The 17196-nt window shown below is 33.8% G+C and carries 16 protein-coding genes; 10 read left to right on the forward strand and 6 right to left on the reverse strand.

Annotated elements, in window-relative coordinates; translation table 11 throughout:
* Nucleotides 1–28: 28 nt before the first annotated feature.
* From ACNRYB_RS11890 to ACNRYB_RS11900, 3 genes are all read left to right on the forward strand, one after another.
* Nucleotides 29–1207, forward strand: coding sequence for a glycoside hydrolase family 88 protein (locus ACNRYB_RS11890; protein WP_473730190.1), 1179 nt, complete (start codon nucleotides 29–31; stop codon nucleotides 1205–1207).
* Between the two features lie 7 nt (nucleotides 1208–1214).
* Nucleotides 1215–1622, forward strand: a complete 408-nt coding sequence (locus ACNRYB_RS11895) for a hypothetical protein (protein WP_129748406.1) — start codon at nucleotides 1215–1217, stop codon at nucleotides 1620–1622.
* A gap of 260 nt (nucleotides 1623–1882) precedes the next feature.
* Nucleotides 1883–2314 (forward strand): hypothetical protein, encoded by a 432-nt coding sequence (locus ACNRYB_RS11900; RefSeq protein WP_129748405.1) that lies wholly within the window; start codon nucleotides 1883–1885, stop codon nucleotides 2312–2314.
* Between the two features lie 266 nt (nucleotides 2315–2580).
* Here the strand turns inward: ACNRYB_RS11900 and ACNRYB_RS11905 are convergent, their stop codons facing one another.
* Together ACNRYB_RS11905 and ACNRYB_RS11910 are read right to left on the reverse strand one after the other, a co-directional pair.
* The gene (locus tag ACNRYB_RS11905; RefSeq protein ID WP_473730191.1) at nucleotides 2581–4095 is read right to left on the reverse strand and encodes an FMN-binding glutamate synthase family protein; all 1515 of its coding nucleotides are present in this window, start codon (nucleotides 4093–4095) and stop codon (nucleotides 2581–2583) included.
* A gap of 36 nt (nucleotides 4096–4131) precedes the next feature.
* Nucleotides 4132–4911 carry an NYN domain-containing protein gene (locus tag ACNRYB_RS11910; protein WP_260669402.1) on the reverse strand — a complete coding sequence of 260 codons (780 nt, stop codon included), beginning with the start codon at nucleotides 4909–4911 and terminating at the stop codon, nucleotides 4132–4134.
* Nucleotides 4912–5111: 200 nt separating this feature from the next.
* On the opposite strand from ACNRYB_RS11910, the gene ACNRYB_RS11915 reads away from it, so the two are divergent.
* From ACNRYB_RS11915 to ACNRYB_RS11935, 5 genes are all read left to right on the forward strand, one after another.
* Nucleotides 5112–5561: an RrF2 family transcriptional regulator gene (locus ACNRYB_RS11915; RefSeq protein WP_473730192.1), complete on the forward strand. Its 450-nt coding sequence runs from the start codon at nucleotides 5112–5114 to the stop codon at nucleotides 5559–5561.
* Nucleotides 5562–5581: 20 nt separating this feature from the next.
* Nucleotides 5582–6109, forward strand: a complete 528-nt coding sequence (gene azu / locus ACNRYB_RS11920) for an azurin (RefSeq protein ID WP_473730193.1) — start codon at nucleotides 5582–5584, stop codon at nucleotides 6107–6109.
* Nucleotides 6110–6200: 91 nt separating this feature from the next.
* Nucleotides 6201–8438 carry a nitric-oxide reductase large subunit gene (locus ACNRYB_RS11925; RefSeq protein ID WP_473730194.1) on the forward strand — a complete coding sequence of 746 codons (2238 nt, stop codon included), beginning with the start codon at nucleotides 6201–6203 and terminating at the stop codon, nucleotides 8436–8438.
* A 24-nt stretch (nucleotides 8439–8462) separates the two neighbouring features.
* Nucleotides 8463–9194, forward strand: coding sequence for an iron-sulfur cluster repair di-iron protein (ric, locus tag ACNRYB_RS11930; protein WP_473730195.1), 732 nt, complete (start codon nucleotides 8463–8465; stop codon nucleotides 9192–9194).
* A gap of 273 nt (nucleotides 9195–9467) precedes the next feature.
* Nucleotides 9468–10691, forward strand: coding sequence for a hypothetical protein (locus tag ACNRYB_RS11935; RefSeq protein WP_473730196.1), 1224 nt, complete (start codon nucleotides 9468–9470; stop codon nucleotides 10689–10691).
* A gap of 319 nt (nucleotides 10692–11010) precedes the next feature.
* Here ACNRYB_RS11935 and ACNRYB_RS11940 read toward each other — a convergent pair whose 3' ends face one another.
* From ACNRYB_RS11940 to nirK, 3 genes are read right to left on the reverse strand one after another with little or no spacing between them, the layout of a single operon-like run.
* On the reverse strand, nucleotides 11011–11607 hold the full coding sequence (locus tag ACNRYB_RS11940; RefSeq protein WP_473730197.1) for an SCO family protein: 597 nt from the start codon (nucleotides 11605–11607) through the stop codon (nucleotides 11011–11013).
* 17 nt (nucleotides 11608–11624) lie between these two features.
* The gene (locus ACNRYB_RS11945; RefSeq protein ID WP_473730198.1) at nucleotides 11625–12401 is read right to left on the reverse strand and encodes a formylglycine-generating enzyme family protein; all 777 of its coding nucleotides are present in this window, start codon (nucleotides 12399–12401) and stop codon (nucleotides 11625–11627) included.
* A 16-nt stretch (nucleotides 12402–12417) separates the two neighbouring features.
* Complete coding sequence (nirK, locus tag ACNRYB_RS11950; RefSeq protein WP_473730199.1) at nucleotides 12418–13863, reverse strand: copper-containing nitrite reductase; 1446 nt, start codon at nucleotides 13861–13863, stop codon at nucleotides 12418–12420.
* Nucleotides 13864–14119: 256 nt separating this feature from the next.
* On the opposite strand from nirK, the gene ACNRYB_RS11955 reads away from it, so the two are divergent.
* Together ACNRYB_RS11955 and ACNRYB_RS11960 are read left to right on the forward strand one after the other, a co-directional pair.
* On the forward strand, nucleotides 14120–15379 hold the full coding sequence (locus ACNRYB_RS11955; RefSeq protein ID WP_008462520.1) for an aminotransferase class I/II-fold pyridoxal phosphate-dependent enzyme: 1260 nt from the start codon (nucleotides 14120–14122) through the stop codon (nucleotides 15377–15379).
* A gap of 127 nt (nucleotides 15380–15506) precedes the next feature.
* The gene (locus ACNRYB_RS11960; protein WP_473730200.1) at nucleotides 15507–15992 is read left to right on the forward strand and encodes a hypothetical protein; all 486 of its coding nucleotides are present in this window, start codon (nucleotides 15507–15509) and stop codon (nucleotides 15990–15992) included.
* Between the two features lie 81 nt (nucleotides 15993–16073).
* Here ACNRYB_RS11960 and ACNRYB_RS11965 read toward each other — a convergent pair whose 3' ends face one another.
* Nucleotides 16074–17192, reverse strand: coding sequence for a GTP cyclohydrolase (locus ACNRYB_RS11965; protein WP_129748392.1), 1119 nt, complete (start codon nucleotides 17190–17192; stop codon nucleotides 16074–16076).
* Nucleotides 17193–17196 lie beyond the last annotated feature (4 nt).

Genomic DNA, 17196 nt, shown 5'->3' on the forward strand with positions numbered 1-17196 from the left:
TTAATTAATTATCTATCAAAATAACCACATGAAGGCAAAATTTTTTACCCTGATTGCAGCTTTATTTCTTTTAGGAAATCAAAGCTATTCTCAAAAAGACAATTCGTTTAGTATTAAAAAGCAATTGGATTATTGCGCAGAACAAGCTTCTAAAACTTTAAAAGTGATTCCGAATGACGGAACTTCTCCCAGAACAGTTCCAAATGGAAGCAATGAATGGAAATTTGTTGGCTATAAAGATTGGACAAGCGGGTTCTGGCCTGGAGAATTGTGGTTTTTGTATGAAGCGACTAAAGATAAAAAATGGGAAAAAGAAGCTGATAAATTCAGTCGCTTTTTAACGCCACTTTCTACCAGCAAAGCAGGCGATCATGATTTAGGTTTTCAGGTTTTTAATAGTTTCGGAAACGGATACAGGTTGACTAAAAATCTGGAATACAAACAGATTATTTTAAGAACTGCAGATACATTGGCGACACTTTTTAATCCGAAAGTGGGAACAATCCAATCTTGGCCTCACAACAAAATGGGAGGACATAATACCATTATTGATAATATGATGAATTTGGAGCTTTTGTTTTGGGCTTCAAAAAATGGCGGAAATAAGAAACTTTATGATATTGCTGTAAAACATGCCGAAACCACAATGGCAAATCATTTTAGACCAGATAATACTTCGTATCACGTTATTATTTACGATTACGAAACAGGAAAAAAGATAAAAGGAAGAACCGCTCAAGGATATAGCGATGATAGTATGTGGGCGCGCGGTCAGGCTTGGGCTATTTATGGTTTCACAATGACGTATAGAGAAACAAAAGATGTTAAGTTTTTAGATTTCGCCCATAAATTAGCGCGTGTTTATTTGGATAAATTAACCACAGAAGATCTAGTTCCGTATTGGGATTTTAATGCGCCAAATATTCCTAATGAACCTCGAGATGCTTCGGCGGCTGCTATTGTTTCTTCTGCACTTTTAGAATTAAGTTCGTACACAAAAGACAAGAATTTGAAAGCGGAATATTTGGCAAAAGCTAAAAAGATGATTGTTTCACTTTCTGACAACTATCAGAGTCACGATGTAAATTCAGCATTTTTATTGCATTCAACAGGTCATAAACCTGCAAATAGTGAGATAGATTGTTCTATAAATTACGCAGATTATTACTATCTTGAGGCATTATTAAGACTTCAAAAATTAAAATAAAAAAATTATGCTAAAGAAAATAAACCAGATTGCCTTTGCAATAATGATGGTATTGATGCTTGTAAGCTGTAAAAATACCAAGCAGAAACTTCAAGAGTATGTTGTTACCTATAATAAAACTATTGCCCCGAGTTTTAGAGCCGATAATGTAACGCTTACCACAGCAAGAGGTTATATTAACGATGATAAAATAGAATTGCGATTTGAGACTGATTTAGAGCAAAATGAAGCTAATAAATCGGCATCTGTTATTTCTTTTCCAAAATTGATAAAAGTAATGATCGATAAGGACGAAATTCCGAGACAATTGATTGAGGAAGGAGTGAAGTTTGACGTTTATTTTCTAGCAGACGACAACACGGTTTTAGACAAAGAAACCTTAACAGGTGAATCACTTAAAGATTTTCTGAAATAATATTTTTGCACAAAACATATCATTTTGATTCTTACATATTAAAAGTCTCTTTAAAATTTATTTAAAGAGACTTTTTTGTGTTTAAGGCTAAAAGTTAAGTTTAAAAGAAATATTTTTATTCTTACAAATTGCATGGGTTTAAGGAGTCTAATCAGTTTGTTTACAAAGAATTGGAGGTTTGTTTTTTGTAATCGAGAGTTGGTTTTGTGTTATAAATTAATTATGTTTGAGTTAAAAAATAACTATTAAACCAAAAATTTATGAAAAAAATTACCCAAATCGCATTTGTGTTTGCATTTGCATTATTTTTAGTAAGCTGTAAAAATACCAAGCAGAAAATTCAAGAACATGTAAGTAATTATAATAATTCATCTTCTATAAAAGGAAGTGGAATTACGAGTACATCAGCAAAAGCTTTTCTTAATGACAATAAAATCGAAATCAGAATTGAAACTAATTTAGAAGAAAACGATGCGAATAAACTAGCCTACAAAGAATCTTTTCCAGACTTATTAAAAGAGATGATCAAGAACGATCAGATTTCTCCTTCTCTTATTGCTGAAGGTGTAAAGTTTGATGTGTATTTCTTGGCTTATAATAATGCTATTTTGGCACAGGAATTGGTGGATCAAGAAGAATTAGCGGTTTTAGAAGGAACTGCAAATGCAGGTAAAGAAACTGCAAAATTATAAACATAAACAAATTCTTAATATTCCGTTAGGAATATCTCATTGGTAGAAAAAAAATGGTATTGTTTTGCATAGTGTCCTGTAGGGACACCTGTTTTTTATGTTGAATATATGTATTGTTAATCAAACGTTCCTACGGAACGTACGCATAACAACAATTCAAATTTAATTCTACCAATGAGACATTCCTACGGAATGAATTTCGGTTGTTTGATTGCCTTATTTCAAATAAACAAAAAGCCTCTTCAATTTTGAAGAGGCTTTTCTATTTATGAGAACTGAGTAACGTTTTTCAAGTTGTCTGGAAAATAAAGTTCCGATAAGTTCGTAAATTCATCACCACGCATAAAGATATTGATGTCAACATCTGCAAATGAGGTTTTTCCAGCCGCAGCCAAAAGTTCGTTTGCAGCATGAAGCGTATTTTTATGAAAATGGTAAACTCTTTCAGATTTATCGGTAACAACCAAACCTTTCATCAGCATTTTATTCTGAGTTGCAACTCCAGTTGGGCATTCGTTATTATGACAACGTAAAGCTTGAATGCATCCAAGAGAAAACATAAATCCTCTGGCGCTATTGCACATATCAGCACCCAACGCAATCGCATGTAGAATAGAATAACCAGAAATGATTTTTCCGCTTCCGATAATACGCATTTTATCGCGAATCCCTAAACGAACTAAAGTTTTGTTTACGAAAATCAACGCTGGCTCAAAAGGCATTCCGACACCATCTGCAAATTCAAGTGGAGCAGCTCCAGTTCCTCCTTCAGCGCCATCAACGGTAATGAAATCTGGGTAAGTATCTTCATTAATCATTTCTTGGCAGATAGCTTCAAACTCAGCTGTATTTCCAATGCATAATTTAAATCCAATCGGTTTTCCATTAGATAGATCACGTAATTGTTTAATAAATCGTATTAACCCTTTTGAGTCAGAAAAAGCATGATGTCCAGGAGGAGAAAGAATCATTGTATGTGGTACAACGCCTCTAATTTTAGCAATCTGCTCTGTATTTTTTTTCGCAGGAAGAACACCACCATGACCTGGTTTTGCTCCTTGAGAAAGCTTGATTTCAATCATTTTCACATTTGGAAGATTGGCTTTTTCTTTGAAATTTTCTGGGCTGAAATTCCCTTCTGCATCGCGGCATCCAAAATATCCAGTTCCAATTTGCCAAGTGATATCTCCGCCGCCTTCAAGATGAAATTCAGTTAATCCGCCTTCTCCTGTATTTTGATAGAAATTCCCTTTTTTTGCTCCAATATTAATGGCGCGAACTGCATGTTCACTCAACGAACCAAAACTCATTGCCGAAACATTAAATAAAGAGGCAGAATAAGGCTGTTTGCAATCTTTTCCGCCAACGAGTACACGAGGCAGTTCTTCGTTTACTTTTGCAGGAAAAATAGAATGTTTGATTCCTTCGTAATTTTCTGTATTTAAGTTTAATTGCGTTCCAAACGGAGTGCTCGAATCAATATTTTTGGCTCTTTGGTATACTAAAGAACGTTGGTTTCTTGAAAAGGGTTTTCCGTCTGTAGATCTTTCAATAAAATACTGCTGAATCTCAGGCGCAATCATTTCAAATAAATATCTGAAATAGCCCAGAACCGGAAAGTTCCTTAAAATAGCATGTTTTTCTTGAGATGCGTTGTAAATACCCACAATTAGCAAAATTGGGATAATAATAACGAGTAAATAACCTCGTCCTGTGTAATAGTAAATTGCTGCAACAATTAGAAACAATAAGAATCCGTAAATAAAGAATTTCTTTCTCATGTTTTTAAAAAATTAGATAGGTAATAAATGCGATAATTAGTTGAATCTTAAACGTACATATACGTGTTTGATTCCTTTTTTGTCTGACTCTCTTTCGTCAATTTCCAGAATATCAGTTAATGATTTAAGCATTGGCGTCAGTTTTGAATAACCATAATTTCGAGGGTCAAATTCAGGTTTTTTCTTCACGATTAAATTGCCGACATCCCCTAGAAATGCCCAGCCATCATCATCTTCAATATCTTCAATTGTAGATTCAATAAGTTCAATAGTTTGTTTGTCAATTTTATGAAGTGCTTTTTCAGCAGGTTTTTCAACTGGTTTTTTGGTATCGGCAGCAACTGTTTTTGGTTTTTTCTTTTGAGTTGCACCATCCAAAACTTCAATATAAATAAATCGGTCGCAGGCAACAATAAAAGAGTTTGGCGTTTTCTTTTCTCCAATTCCAATTACTTTCATTCCCGATTCGCGAAGTCTCACAGCAAGTCTTGTAAAATCGCTGTCGCTCGAAACAATACAGAAACCATCTAGTTTTCCAGAATAAAGCAAATCCATTGCGTCGATAATCAGAGCCGAATCTGATGAGTTTTTCCCGACCGTATAACTATATTGTTGAATAGGAGTAATGGCATGTTCCAATAAAACGCCCTTCCAGCCATTTGCATTAGGTTTTGTCCAGTCGGCATAAATCCTTTTCGTGGTTGGCGTTCCTAGTTTCGCAATTTCTTCCATCATGCCTTTTACGTTGCTATATGGCACATTGTCTGCATCAATAAGGACTGCCAGTTTTAAATCTTTTGAATTGCTTAAAGGCATTTGTTAAATATTTAAAATTTAATACTCTCAAAGTTAAAATTAAAATTGGTTTTTATAAGAATTGAATGATGAATATGTGTTGTTATTGATACTAATTAGTTTCATTATAAATAATATCTAAAGGCTAAAAAAATAATTAAAGATAAATTTGTCTTTTATTTAAAACCTCTCTATATTTGTATGGAATTAATAAAGGATGTATGTTTTCAAAAGCATGTGAGTACGGAATAAGAGCTTCAATATTTATTGCAACCAAATCGTCTAAAGGAATTAGGGTTGGAATAAAAGACGTAGCAAAAGAAATTGATTCGCCAGAACCATTTACAGCCAAGATTATGCAGATTTTAACCAAAAGTGGCATAATTCATTCGACAAAAGGAGTAGGGGGCGGATTTGAAGTTTCGCCAGAAGCCTCAAAAAAAATAAAACTAATTCAGATTGTGGATGCGATTGATGGAAACAAAATATACAGCGGTTGTGGCATCGGATTAAAGGAATGCTCAGAAGAACATCCTTGCCCGGTTCACCACGAGTTTAAGAAGATTAGAGGGCTGCTGTTAGAAATGCTTAAAAGTACAACTTTAGAACAGTTAGCTTCTGATGTAAAATCGGGAGATTTCTTTCTCAAAGCAACAAATACGAACAATTAATATTATTAAATATCTTAAAAATGAATACAAAAACCAAAATTTCAGTATTAATCCTAATGGGATTTTTAGCAGTTACTTCTTGCGGTAAAAAAGAAACAACTCCAGCTGAACCAACAGAGGCAACTGAGACATCTACTGAAGGCGAACAAGCTCCAGCAGCTGCAGCCACAGAGGAAAATGTTTTAGTTATTGAAGGAAATGACCAAATGCAGTTTAATGTAAATGAATTGAAAGCTGTTGCTGGAAAACCAATCAAATTGACTTTGAAACACGTTGGTAAAATCCCGAAAGAAGCAATGGGACACAATTTAGTGATTTTGCAAGAGGGAACAGACCAAGCTGCTTTTGCTTTAAAAGCTAATGATGCTAAAGCAACTGATTATATTCCAGAATCTGAAAAAGCTTCTATTATCGCACATACTAAATTAATTGGCGGTGGAGAAGAAGATACAATCGAGTTTACAATTGATAAAAAAGGATCATACCCATTTATTTGTTCTTTCCCTGGACACGTAGCCATGATGAAAGGCGTATTAATTGTTGAGTAAATAATTAAAAGCTCCAAAAGCCGTAAATGGATTTGGAGTTTTTTTTAAAACCAATAAAAGATAAAATTGTCTTTTATTAAATAAAAAAAGAATGAAAAGAGAAAAAAAATTATGGTTGGTTTTTGCCTTAGTTATGAGCATTTCATTTGCAGTGCTGGGGTATTATGGTTATGAGATTTATCAGCAGGCACCGCCTGTTCCAAAAGAAATTGTAACCGATTCTGGAAAAATGGTTTTTAGCGAAAGCGAAATTAAGGACGGACAAAATATCTGGCAAAGTATAGGTGGCCAGGAAGTGGGATCTATCTGGGGACACGGCGCTTATGTGGCCCCAGACTGGACCGCGGATTGGTTGCATAGAGAAGCCGTTTTTATATTGGACATTTATGCCAAGAAAGATTTTAATCAAAAATATGATGAATTGGATGCCGAAAAACAATCGGCTTTAAAGATTCGTCTTCAGAAAGATTTAAGAACCAATCGATATGATGCGGCAACGGGAGTGCTTACCATTTCTGAAAATCGTTTGGCTGCGATTGAGCATTTAAGCGAATATTACAAAGGTCTTTTTACAAATGATCCGCAATTTGATAAACTGAGAGAAGAATATGCCATTCCGAAAAACTCGATTACAGATGTCGAAAGAATGCATAAAATGAATGCCTTTTTCTTCTGGGCAACATGGGCAACAGTTACCAATCGCCCTGATGGAGATATTTCCTATACACACAACTGGCCGTCAGATGAATTGGTTGGAAATACCGCCACAACAGAACTTTTAGCTTGGTCTGGAGTCAGTATTATTTTATTGATTTTAAGCGTTGGAATCTTAGTTTTCTATCATGCAAAATCGGGTGAAGAAGAAGAATTTCCGCTTCCAAAAGAAGATCCGCTGATTAAGCAGGGAAAAACAAAATCTATGGGATTGGTTACCAAATATTTCTGGATTGTAAGCTTGTTGATGGTTTTACAAATGGTTTTCGGAATTATTACGGCGCATTATGGAGTAGAAGGGCATGGTTTATACGGAATTCCAATTGATAAAATCTTGCCGTATGCAGTAACCCGTACATGGCACACACAATTGGCAATTTTCTGGATTGCAACAGCTTGGCTAGCAACAGGATTATACATTGCTCCGGCAGTTTCTGGTAAAGATCCTAAATTTCAGTGTTTTGGTATTAATTTTCTGTTTATTGCTTTGCTAATTATTGTTTTAGGCTCAATGGCTGGACAATGGTTTGGAGTAATGCAGAAATTAAATTTAGTGCAAAATTTCTGGTTCGGACATCAAGGTTACGAATATGTAGATTTAGGCCGTTTCTGGCAGATTTTCCTTTTGGTGGGATTGTTTTTATGGTTGGCTTTAATGATTCGTCCGTTACTTCCCGTTTTAAAGAAAAAAACAGAAGAGAAAAACCTGATCATTTTGTTCTTAGTTTCTTGTACTGCAATTGCCATGTTCTACGGAGCAGGATTAATGTGGGGAAGACAAACCAATTTAGCCATTGCTGAATATTGGAGATGGTGGGTAGTTCACCTTTGGGTTGAAGGTTTCTTCGAAGTATTTGCAACAGTTGTAATTGCGTTTTTGTTTGTTCGTTTAGGATTATTAAAAACCAAAACAGCGACTTTAAATGTGCTTTTTGCGACGATTATTTTCATGTCTGGAGGTATTTTAGGAACATTCCACCACTTGTATTTCTCAGGAACGCCAACAGCAATTATGGCTTTAGGAGCAACATTTAGTGCTTTAGAAGTGGTTCCGCTAACATTAATAGGGTTTGAAGCGTATCAAAACTATAAAATCTCAAAATCTACACAATGGATTGCCGATTACAAATGGCCGATTTACTTTATGATTTCGGTAGCATTTTGGAATTTCCTCGGAGCAGGAATCTTCGGATTCATTATTAATCCGCCTATCGCATTGTATTATGTTCAGGGATTAAATACAACGCCTTTGCACGGACATACCGCTTTATTTGGAGTGTACGGAATGCTGGGAATTGGTCTGGTATTATTCGTACTAAGAAGTTTATACCGAAATGTAAGCTGGAATACTAAACTGCTTAAAATCACTTTCTGGTCTTTAAATATTGGATTGTTCTTAATGGCAATCTTGAGTTTATTGCCAATTGGCGTTTGGCAGGCAATTGAAAGTATCAATCACGGAATGTGGTATGCTCGTTCATCAGAATTAATGCAGCAACCAACAATGATTACTTTAAAATGGCTTCGTGCTATTGGAGATTCAATTTTCGGAATCGGTTTCATAACTATGGCTTGGTTTGTATTTGAGCTGACGTTAAAAAACAAAAAAAATTAAACACAAAATTTAAAATTGATTATCATGGAAAATTTAAAAAACAAAACTATAGGATCGTTTGTAGCTGAAGATTTTAGAACAGCTGCAGTTTTTTCAAAATATAGAATAGATTTTTGCTGCAAAGGAAACCGAACAGTAACCGAAGTATGCGAAAAACAAAATATTGATGCAGATGCTTTATTGGAAAATGTGCTGCAAGTTGTACAATCAGAAAATAATGGAAGTATTGATTTCAATTCATGGCCATTGGATTTATTGGCAGATTATATTGAGAAAACACATCACCGTTATGTTGAAGAAAAAACGAATGTTTTACTTCCGTTTTTAGATAAATTATGCAAAGTTCATGGAGTAAATCATCCAGAATTATTTAAGATTAATGAACTGTTTATTGGCTGTGCAGGAGAATTATCTCAACACATGAAAAAAGAAGAATTGGTTTTATTTCCATTTGTAAAAAGAATGGTGAAAACGAAAGATACAGACGGAATTTTACATCAGCCATCTTTCGGAACCGTTTCCAATCCGATTGCGATGATGATGCACGAACATGACAATGAAGGGGAACGCTTTAGAGAAATTGCCGAACTGACCAATAATTACACTCCGCCAGCAGATGCCTGTACAACTTACAGGGTAACTTTTGCGATGCTGAAAGAGTTTGAAGCAGATTTGCACAAACATATTCATTTGGAAAACAATATTTTATTTCCAAAAGCTGTGACTTTAGAAAAAGACTTTGTAGAAGTAGAATAAAGGTTAATTTTAATAGTGGAAAAAGCACCGATAGAATATCTAAGTATGATAATTATCGGTGTTTTTTATTTTTTAAGAAATGTTATTTTTAGCTACTGATCTTTATGGCAACTTTTGTCATTTCGAGGAACGAGAAATCACACTCGGAAATCGACAAAGATTGGAGAAATACTTTACGGAATTTCTAGTGTGATCCTTCCTTCGTCAGGATGACAAGATTGTGCAGAAAAAATAAAATCTATGTTTCTATGTGTTTAAATAAAAATATAATCTATGAATTCTCAAAAAGCTTGGATACTGTGCTGTTTTTTTAATTTTCTGATTGCTTGTGTCTTCGGATTATTAATGCGGTTGATGTATCTGTTTCCTTTAGATTTTCTAAACTATAGTTTTCTGCTTCATGCACATTCGCATGTTGCTATGTTGGGCTGGGTTTATTTGATTGTTTATGTCTTGATTGTTCATTTTTTTATTCCGAAAGATAAAAGCCAGAAGCCAATTTATAACCGTCTTTTTTGGCTGACAGAGTTTTCGGTTGTCGGAATGATGATTGCTTTTCCGATTCAAGGCTATGCTTTGTTTTCGATTGTTTTTTCGACCATGCATATTTTGCTGAGTTATGGTTTTTGCTGTTTGGTTTGGAAAGATTGTTCGAGGGATAAATCTCCATCGCAGAGACTTTTTTTGGTTTCGGTTCTATTTATGGTTTTATCTACTTGCGGCGTCTGGTGCCTTGGTCCAGCTGTGAGTACATTAGGAAAACAAAGCGCTTTTTATCAGATTGCAATTCAGTTTTTTCTGCATTTTCAGTTTAATGGCTGGTTTATATTGGCAATTCTAGCTTTGTTTTTAAAGCAATTTCAAGATAAAATAGATGAGGTAAAGTTTAAAAAGTTTTACTTTTTGATTATTGTTTCTACACTTTTAACTGTTTGTTTTCCTGTGCGATGGTTTGTCGAAGATGATATTTTGAGTTATATCAATGTTTTGGGAGTTTTAATTCAGTTTATGGCTTTTATTTATTTCTATAAAATGCTGAAACCACAAATCAGTGATTTCAAAAACACATTAAATAAAACGACTAAAATAGTTTACGGTTTGGCTTTGTGTTCTTTCTTTCTAAAAGTAGGTATCCAATTATTGACTATTTTTCCAAATCTTGCTGAGGTTTCGCATCAAATCAGAAATTTTGTGATTGGCTTTATTCATTTAACCACTTTGGGAATCATAACAGGATTTTTATTTGGAATTTTACTTCAGAATAAAATGCTTTCTCCTGATTCTTCAATATTGAAAATAGGAGTGAAGTGTTTTATTTTAGGATATATTTTGACAGAAGTTTTATTGTTTCTGCAAGGCTGGTTTTTCTTTTTTGGAGAAGGAACTCTTCCAGGATATTTTCAAAGTATTTTGATATTGAGTATTCTTTTGGTTTTGGGATTAGTTTTAATGATGAGTTCAATAATCAAACGAAAATCATATTGTGATAGTAAGTAAGTTCCCGCGAACGGCATATTTATAGCAGAGGGATGAGATATTGTAAAGCTTCGGAGAAGCGAAATATTTATAGAAAACGTTTGACAAAGATAAAAAGCTCCAGCGGAGCGATATATTTATACAATCATATTAGGATTATAATTTGTTAACCTGATAAATATTTTGCTCCGCTGGAGATCTCTATGTAGATGATTTAGATTTTTCTATAAATATTTCGCTTCTCCGAAGCTTAACTGGGCTTCTTATATAAATAAAAAACAAGAGCCGATTTTATCATAAACCTGCTCTTGTTTCCTTACTAATTAACCTATTTAAATATCTATATTTTTGCTGCTTCTTGATTTATGGTTTCAATTGTTTTTTCATTATTTACACCTAAACCTTCCTGCTGAAAAACCAATTCTCCTTCTGGATTAAAAACACTAATAATATTAGAGTGCGAAAAATCTATTGGAGAAATTTGTTTGTAATTGACAGCCAAAACTGCCGCAAATTCTCTTGTGTTTTCTTCAGATGAACGAAGGAAAATCCAAGGATCTTGATTCATTTTATTTTCAATTGAAAACGCTTTTAATCTTTGCGGAGTATCTGTTTTAGGGTCAATACTTACCAAAATCAATTTTACATGCTGTTTTGTTTTTTTCTCCAGTTTCGATTCAATATCGCGCATATCGGCTACTAATCTTGGGCATGCAGCTTTACAGCTTGTGTAAATCATTACCATCACGAGAACATTTCCTCTGAGTGATTTTAATTCAATATCCTTTCCATCTTGAGTTGTCCATTTTGAAGGAAGATTGTAAATTGATAAATCGCTGATTTCTTTATTTGTTTCTGCCTTAACCTCTTTTTTATCAGATTCTTTACAGCTGTAAAAAGAGAATAGGAGAAGTAAAGCAATTGCTATTTTTTTCATTGTAAACTAATTTTAAATTAGATTTTCGGTTTTGTTGTGCTGGCACATCTAAAGCCAAGATTTCTTGTAGAATATTGTGCTTTTAAACTTCCGCGAAAAGCGTAACGCATAAAAGCCGCATAATCCATTAAATCGGATGCATTTACAGAAGCGCTTCCGCAGAAAAGATTTTTGTCTGTGCTTTTGTCTTTTCTAGATTCTCCTGATAAAAAGATACTGTTGAAATCAGAAGTCCATTCCCAGACCAAACCGTGCATGTCGTAAACTCCCCAGTAATTTTTGAAAGTTTTTCCAATTTCATTTTCATACGTTCTTGATTTCTCATACCAAGACAAAATGTATTCGTTGAATTCTTTTTTGGTTCGTGCGTCAATTTTTTTGGTATCAGCCATTGCCACATATTCCCATTCGTCCATTGTTGCCAAACGTTTTCCTTGACATTCGCAGTATTTTTTTGCAGCAAACCAAGAAACACTTGTTACGGGCGATTTTGGTTTTGCATTTCCAAAATCAAAATCATTCTTCCAATAAGAGAGATAACTTTTGTCAGCAAAAATCCCTTTAATCTTTGATTTTTGATAAGAAGGATTCTTTTTGACAAATTCTAAAAATTCACTATTCGTAACGGGATAAATGTCTATGTAAAACGATTTTACAGTGACGGGTTTTTGAGAAACAGCTCCATAAAGAGGGACATAAGATCCCTCTTTTATGAAAGCCATTCCTTTTTCCTGAGCCTTCATGACACTAAACACAGAGAAAAAGATAGTTAGTATGAAAATGTATTTTTTCATGCTGAATGTTTGCTGTTTATCTTAATGCTTTTACCATTTCAGGAGTAACTTCGGTTTTATTATTTCCCCAACTGTTGTAAATGTAGGTTAGTACATTTGCAATTTCATCATCAGATAAATTCTGAGCTGGCATTACATTGTTGTATTTTTTACCGTTTACGGTTACTTCTCCAGTTAAACCATGAAGGATTGTTTTAATTGCACGTTTAGAATCAGCATTCAAATAGTCTGATTTTGCTAAAGGAGGGAAAGTGCTAGGAATTCCTTGTCCTTCAGATTGATGGCAAGCAAAACAAGTTGTTCCAAAAATTTCTTTTCCAATTTTAACTTTTTCTTCAACAGTACGTTTTGGAGCTACTGTTTTAGCAGCTGTAGCACCTGGCATTTTTTGGATTGTTCCGCCTTCAGGCAGATAAATACCTTCCTGAATAGTTCCAGAGTAAATATTTTTGTTTTCTTTTCCTTCAACTTTTAGCATTCCTAAAGCGCCTTTATTAAATGCTCTAAAAATAGAGTGATCAACCAAAATAAAAGTTCCTGGAGTTTCAACTTTAAAATCTACAATTGCAGCGCCACCAGCAGGAATTAAAGTCGTTTGAACATTTTTATTGATAGTACTTCCGCCTTCAACATGCACATTGTCAAATATTTCTCCAATAACGTGGAAAGAAGAAACCAAGTTTGGTCCGCCATTTCCAACAAACAAACGAACGGTTTCACCTACTTTTGCTGTCAATTCATTTCCATTTGTTAAAGACCCCACTTTTCCATTAAATACAACATAATCAGGAGTTTCTTTTACGGCTTTATTCATGTCAAAGGGCTGAAGACCTTTTGCTCCATATTCACCTTGAGTGTAAAAATCACCCTGCATTACGTAATACTCTTTATCAACAGGAGGAAGTCCGCCTTCTGGTTCAACCAAAATTAATCCGTACATACCATTTGCAATGTGCATTCCCACAGGAGCTGTTGCACAGTGGTAAACGTACAATCCAGGATTGATTACTTTAAAACTAAATACTTTTTCATGTCCAGGCGCTACAAGAGAAGAAGTTGCTCCACCACCTGGGCCCGTTACGGCATGCAAATCAATATTGTGAGGAAGTTTATTATCAGGATGGTTTTTTAAATGAAATTCAACTTCGTCACCAACACGAGTTCTAATAAAACTTCCCGGAACAGAACCTCCAAATGTCCAATACGTATATTTTACGCCATCAGTCATTGTACCTTCTTGTTCTTTAATTTCCATGTTTAATTTCAGTTTCATGGCTGTTCTGTTTCCAACTGGTTTCGGAACGTGCGGAGGAGATGTAAGTTCAGCATCCATTTCGCCTTCAGTCATAATGTCTGCATAATTTTTGGCTTCATCTTTTTTGCAACTGCCCAAAAGAAAAATTATAAAAAATGAACATATCAGCATGTTCATTTTAATCCAAATTTTGTTATTCTTTTCCATAATTACTTGGTTTTGTTTTCATTTAAATATGGATCAAAAATAAAAGACTATTTTGTCTTTTATTATGATAAAAATCATGTTTGCTGATAATTTTGATTGAGGCTTAAATAGAACTTAATAGGATGTTTTAAGTTAAATCTCACAAAAGAGATTCTGTTGATTATTTTTAAATAAAAATAATTGAGTCTCTTCATTTTAAATTAATAATGATTATTTTTGCTCGCTGATTAAGTAAAAAAAATTACTACATATAATTATGGTAAAAGATTTATTCGAAAGAATTCAGGACAATAAAGGACCTTTAGGAAAATGGGCTTCTCAAGCAGAAGGCTATTATGTTTTCCCAAAGTTAGAAGGAGAGTTGGGTCCTAGAATGCAATTTCACGGAAAAAATATTTTAAACTGGAGTTTAAATGATTATTTAGGTCTAGCTAATCATCCGGAGGTTCGTCAAGCAGATACAGATGCGGCAATTCAGTTTGGTGCAGCATATCCGATGGGAGCTCGTATGATGTCTGGACACACTACGTACCACGAACAATTAGAAAATGAATTGGCTGAATTCGTAATGAAAGAGTCTGCTTATTTATTGAATTTTGGTTACCAAGGAATGGTTTCTATCATTGACGCTTTGGTTACTAAAAATGATATTATCGTTTATGACGTAGATTCACATGCTTGTATCATTGATGGTGTTCGTTTACACATGGGTAAACGTTTCACATACAAACACAATGATCTTGAAAGTATGGAGAAAAACTTGCAGCGTGCTACTAAAATGGCAGAAGAAACAGGAGGAGGTATTTTATTTATTACTGAAGGTGTTTTCGGAATGCGTGGACAGCAAGGAAAATTAAAAGAAATTGCTGAATTAAAGAAAAAATACAATTTTAGATTATTAGTAGACGATGCTCACGGTTTTGGTACTTTAGGTAAAACAGGTGCTGGAGCAGGTGAGGAGCAAGGAGTTCAAGATCAGATTGATGTTTATTTCTCTACTTTTGCAAAATCTATGGCTAATATTGGTGCTTTCGTAGCGGCTGATAAAACGGTTATCGATTATTTGAAATACAACTTACGTTCTCAAATGTTTGCAAAAGCATTGCCAATGATTCAAACAATTGGTTCTTTGAAACGTTTAGAATTATTGCGTAAATCTTCTGCAATTAAAGATAAACTTTGGGAAAACGTAAATGCATTGCAAAACGGTCTTAAAGAAAAAGGATTTAATATTGGAGATACAAACACTTGTATTACACCAGTTTACTTAGAAGGAAGTATCCCTGAAGCAATGGTAATGGTAAATGATTTAAGAGAAAACTACGGTATTTTCCTTTCTATTGTTGTTTATCCAGTTATTCCAAAAGGAATTATCTTATTAAGAATGATTCCAACGGCTTCTCATACATTAGAAGATATCAACGAAACGTTAACAGCTTTCGAAGCAATCCGCGAGAAACTGACTAATGGAACTTATAAAGAAATTGCAGAACGTACTACAGTTGACGTTTCGTAAGGACTTGAAAAAATAAACTTTCCCACATGGGAATTATGTAAAAAATCCATTCTTTTTAAGAATGGATTTTTTTTTTATTTGAGGTAATTTTATTTCATAATCAACAAAATAAAAAAAAAAGACAAGTATGAAAAAAGTTATTACCATAACAGCTATCATTCTAATAGTTTTCACTTCCTGTAAAAAAGAAACTACTACAACTGAGCCAGTGCAAATTACGCCAAATCCGCCAAAAGAAGCTGAAATTGCTGAACCTGCCGGAGATCAGTGTTATGCTTGGAAATCTAATGGAAGTGTTATCGAGATGAGTTTTAATGTTAATTCTCATCAAGAAGTAAACGGAAAACTAAGCTATAATTTGGTTGGAAAAGATAAAAATGAGGGAACTTTAATAGGAAATATGAAAGGCGATACTTTAATTGCTGATTATACGTTTAATTCTGAAGGTGTTTCGTCTGTTAGGGAAGTTGCTTTTCTGCAAAAAGACGGAACTTTTATTGAAGGATATGGCGATGTTGTAGATGCAAATAATAAAGTTTCTTTTAAAGATAAAACAAAACTGAAATTTGATGCAAAAAATACTTTAACAAAAGTAGATTGTAAAGTAGAGTAATGATGTGTTTTATAAAGTGAAAAATCCATTCGTTTGGGGGCGAATGGATTTTTTTATGGTGATAACTGTATCGAAAAATACTTAAAGATTCTTCAAATAAGTCTTTCTCTGACAGTGAATAATGGGATCAAAATTTTTCCAAAGTAAATGAATAGCATTATTTTCTAATAATTCTGGAGTTCTAATGCAAGTTTGAATTCCTTTGGCAGAAAACGTTTTGTAATATTCGTCAAAAATAATAGCGGTTACACCTTTATTCTGATATTCAGGATGAACTCCGATGAGGTAAAAAACAACATCTTTACTGTGTTTTTTAGCCTTTAATAATTGCAGAAAACCAAATGGAAATAATTTACCTCTTATTTTTTGCAAAGCTTCCACAAAACTTGGCATTACAATACTAAAAGCTACCAGATTATCATCTTTATCAACCACAAATTTGATGTATTCTGGATTAATGAAGCTGATGTATTTCTTTTTAAAATATTCTTTTTGCACATCAGAAATGGCTACAAACGAAGCTAGTTTTTCATAAGATTCATTAAACAAGTCAAACATTTTGTCTACGTGAGGCATAATGTCTTTTGTTTTGGTAAAATTAAGTGCTTTTAGTCCGTAACGTTTCTTGATTAACTCTTGTGCTTTCTGGAAGAATTCTGGTTTAACATTAGAAAAAGGAAATATACTTTCAATATATTGTTTTTCAACTTGGAAGCCCAACTCTTCAAAATGTCTAACATAATATTCATGATTGTACCAAGTAATCATGGTTCCAACCTGATCAAAACCTTCAGTAAGAACTCCAACTTTATCTAAGTTTGAGAATCCCATTGGTCCTTCAGCATGCTCTAAGTTGTGTTTTCTTCCTAATTCATACACTTTTTCAAGCAGTGCTTTCGTAACTTCAATATCATCAATTACATCAAACCAACCGAAACGCACTTTTCTTTTATGCTGATTGTTGACTTCAGACCAATTGATAATAGCAGTTATGCGGCCAACAATTTTATTGTCTCTGTATGCTAAATAAAAGTAAGCTTCGGCATTATCAAACGCAGGATTTTTTGTTTTGTCAAAAGATTCCAATTCATCTGAAATAATTGGTGGTACCCAATATGGATTGTCTTTATACAATGAAAAAGGAAATTTGATATATTCGGTTAATTCTTTCTTGCTTTTGGCTTCTTTAATTGTAATCATTAGA

Source organism: Flavobacterium sp. CR10 (assembly GCF_055814415.1).

Bases quoted from the DNA above. Each gene is read 5' to 3' on its own strand.
- ACNRYB_RS11890 (WP_473730190.1), top strand. From the start codon at position 29: ATGAAGGCAAAATTTTTTACCCTGATTGCAGCTTTATTTCTTTTAGGA.
- ACNRYB_RS11895 (WP_129748406.1), top strand. From the start codon at position 1,215: ATGCTAAAGAAAATAAACCAGATTGCCTTTGCAATAATGATGGTATTG.
- ACNRYB_RS11900 (WP_129748405.1), top strand. From the start codon at position 1,883: ATGAAAAAAATTACCCAAATCGCATTTGTGTTTGCATTTGCATTATTT.
- ACNRYB_RS11905 (WP_473730191.1), bottom strand. From the start codon at position 4,095: ATGAGAAAGAAATTCTTTATTTACGGATTCTTATTGTTTCTAATTGTT.
- ACNRYB_RS11910 (WP_260669402.1), bottom strand. From the start codon at position 4,911: ATGCCTTTAAGCAATTCAAAAGATTTAAAACTGGCAGTCCTTATTGAT.
- ACNRYB_RS11915 (WP_473730192.1), top strand. From the start codon at position 5,112: ATGTTTTCAAAAGCATGTGAGTACGGAATAAGAGCTTCAATATTTATT.
- azu (WP_473730193.1), top strand. From the start codon at position 5,582: ATGAATACAAAAACCAAAATTTCAGTATTAATCCTAATGGGATTTTTA.
- ACNRYB_RS11925 (WP_473730194.1), top strand. From the start codon at position 6,201: ATGAAAAGAGAAAAAAAATTATGGTTGGTTTTTGCCTTAGTTATGAGC.
- ric (WP_473730195.1), top strand. From the start codon at position 8,463: ATGGAAAATTTAAAAAACAAAACTATAGGATCGTTTGTAGCTGAAGAT.
- ACNRYB_RS11935 (WP_473730196.1), top strand. From the start codon at position 9,468: ATGAATTCTCAAAAAGCTTGGATACTGTGCTGTTTTTTTAATTTTCTG.
- ACNRYB_RS11940 (WP_473730197.1), bottom strand. From the start codon at position 11,607: ATGAAAAAAATAGCAATTGCTTTACTTCTCCTATTCTCTTTTTACAGC.
- ACNRYB_RS11945 (WP_473730198.1), bottom strand. From the start codon at position 12,401: ATGAAAAAATACATTTTCATACTAACTATCTTTTTCTCTGTGTTTAGT.
- nirK (WP_473730199.1), bottom strand. From the start codon at position 13,863: ATGGAAAAGAATAACAAAATTTGGATTAAAATGAACATGCTGATATGT.
- ACNRYB_RS11955 (WP_008462520.1), top strand. From the start codon at position 14,120: ATGGTAAAAGATTTATTCGAAAGAATTCAGGACAATAAAGGACCTTTA.
- ACNRYB_RS11960 (WP_473730200.1), top strand. From the start codon at position 15,507: ATGAAAAAAGTTATTACCATAACAGCTATCATTCTAATAGTTTTCACT.
- ACNRYB_RS11965 (WP_129748392.1), bottom strand. From the start codon at position 17,192: ATGATTACAATTAAAGAAGCCAAAAGCAAGAAAGAATTAACCGAATAT.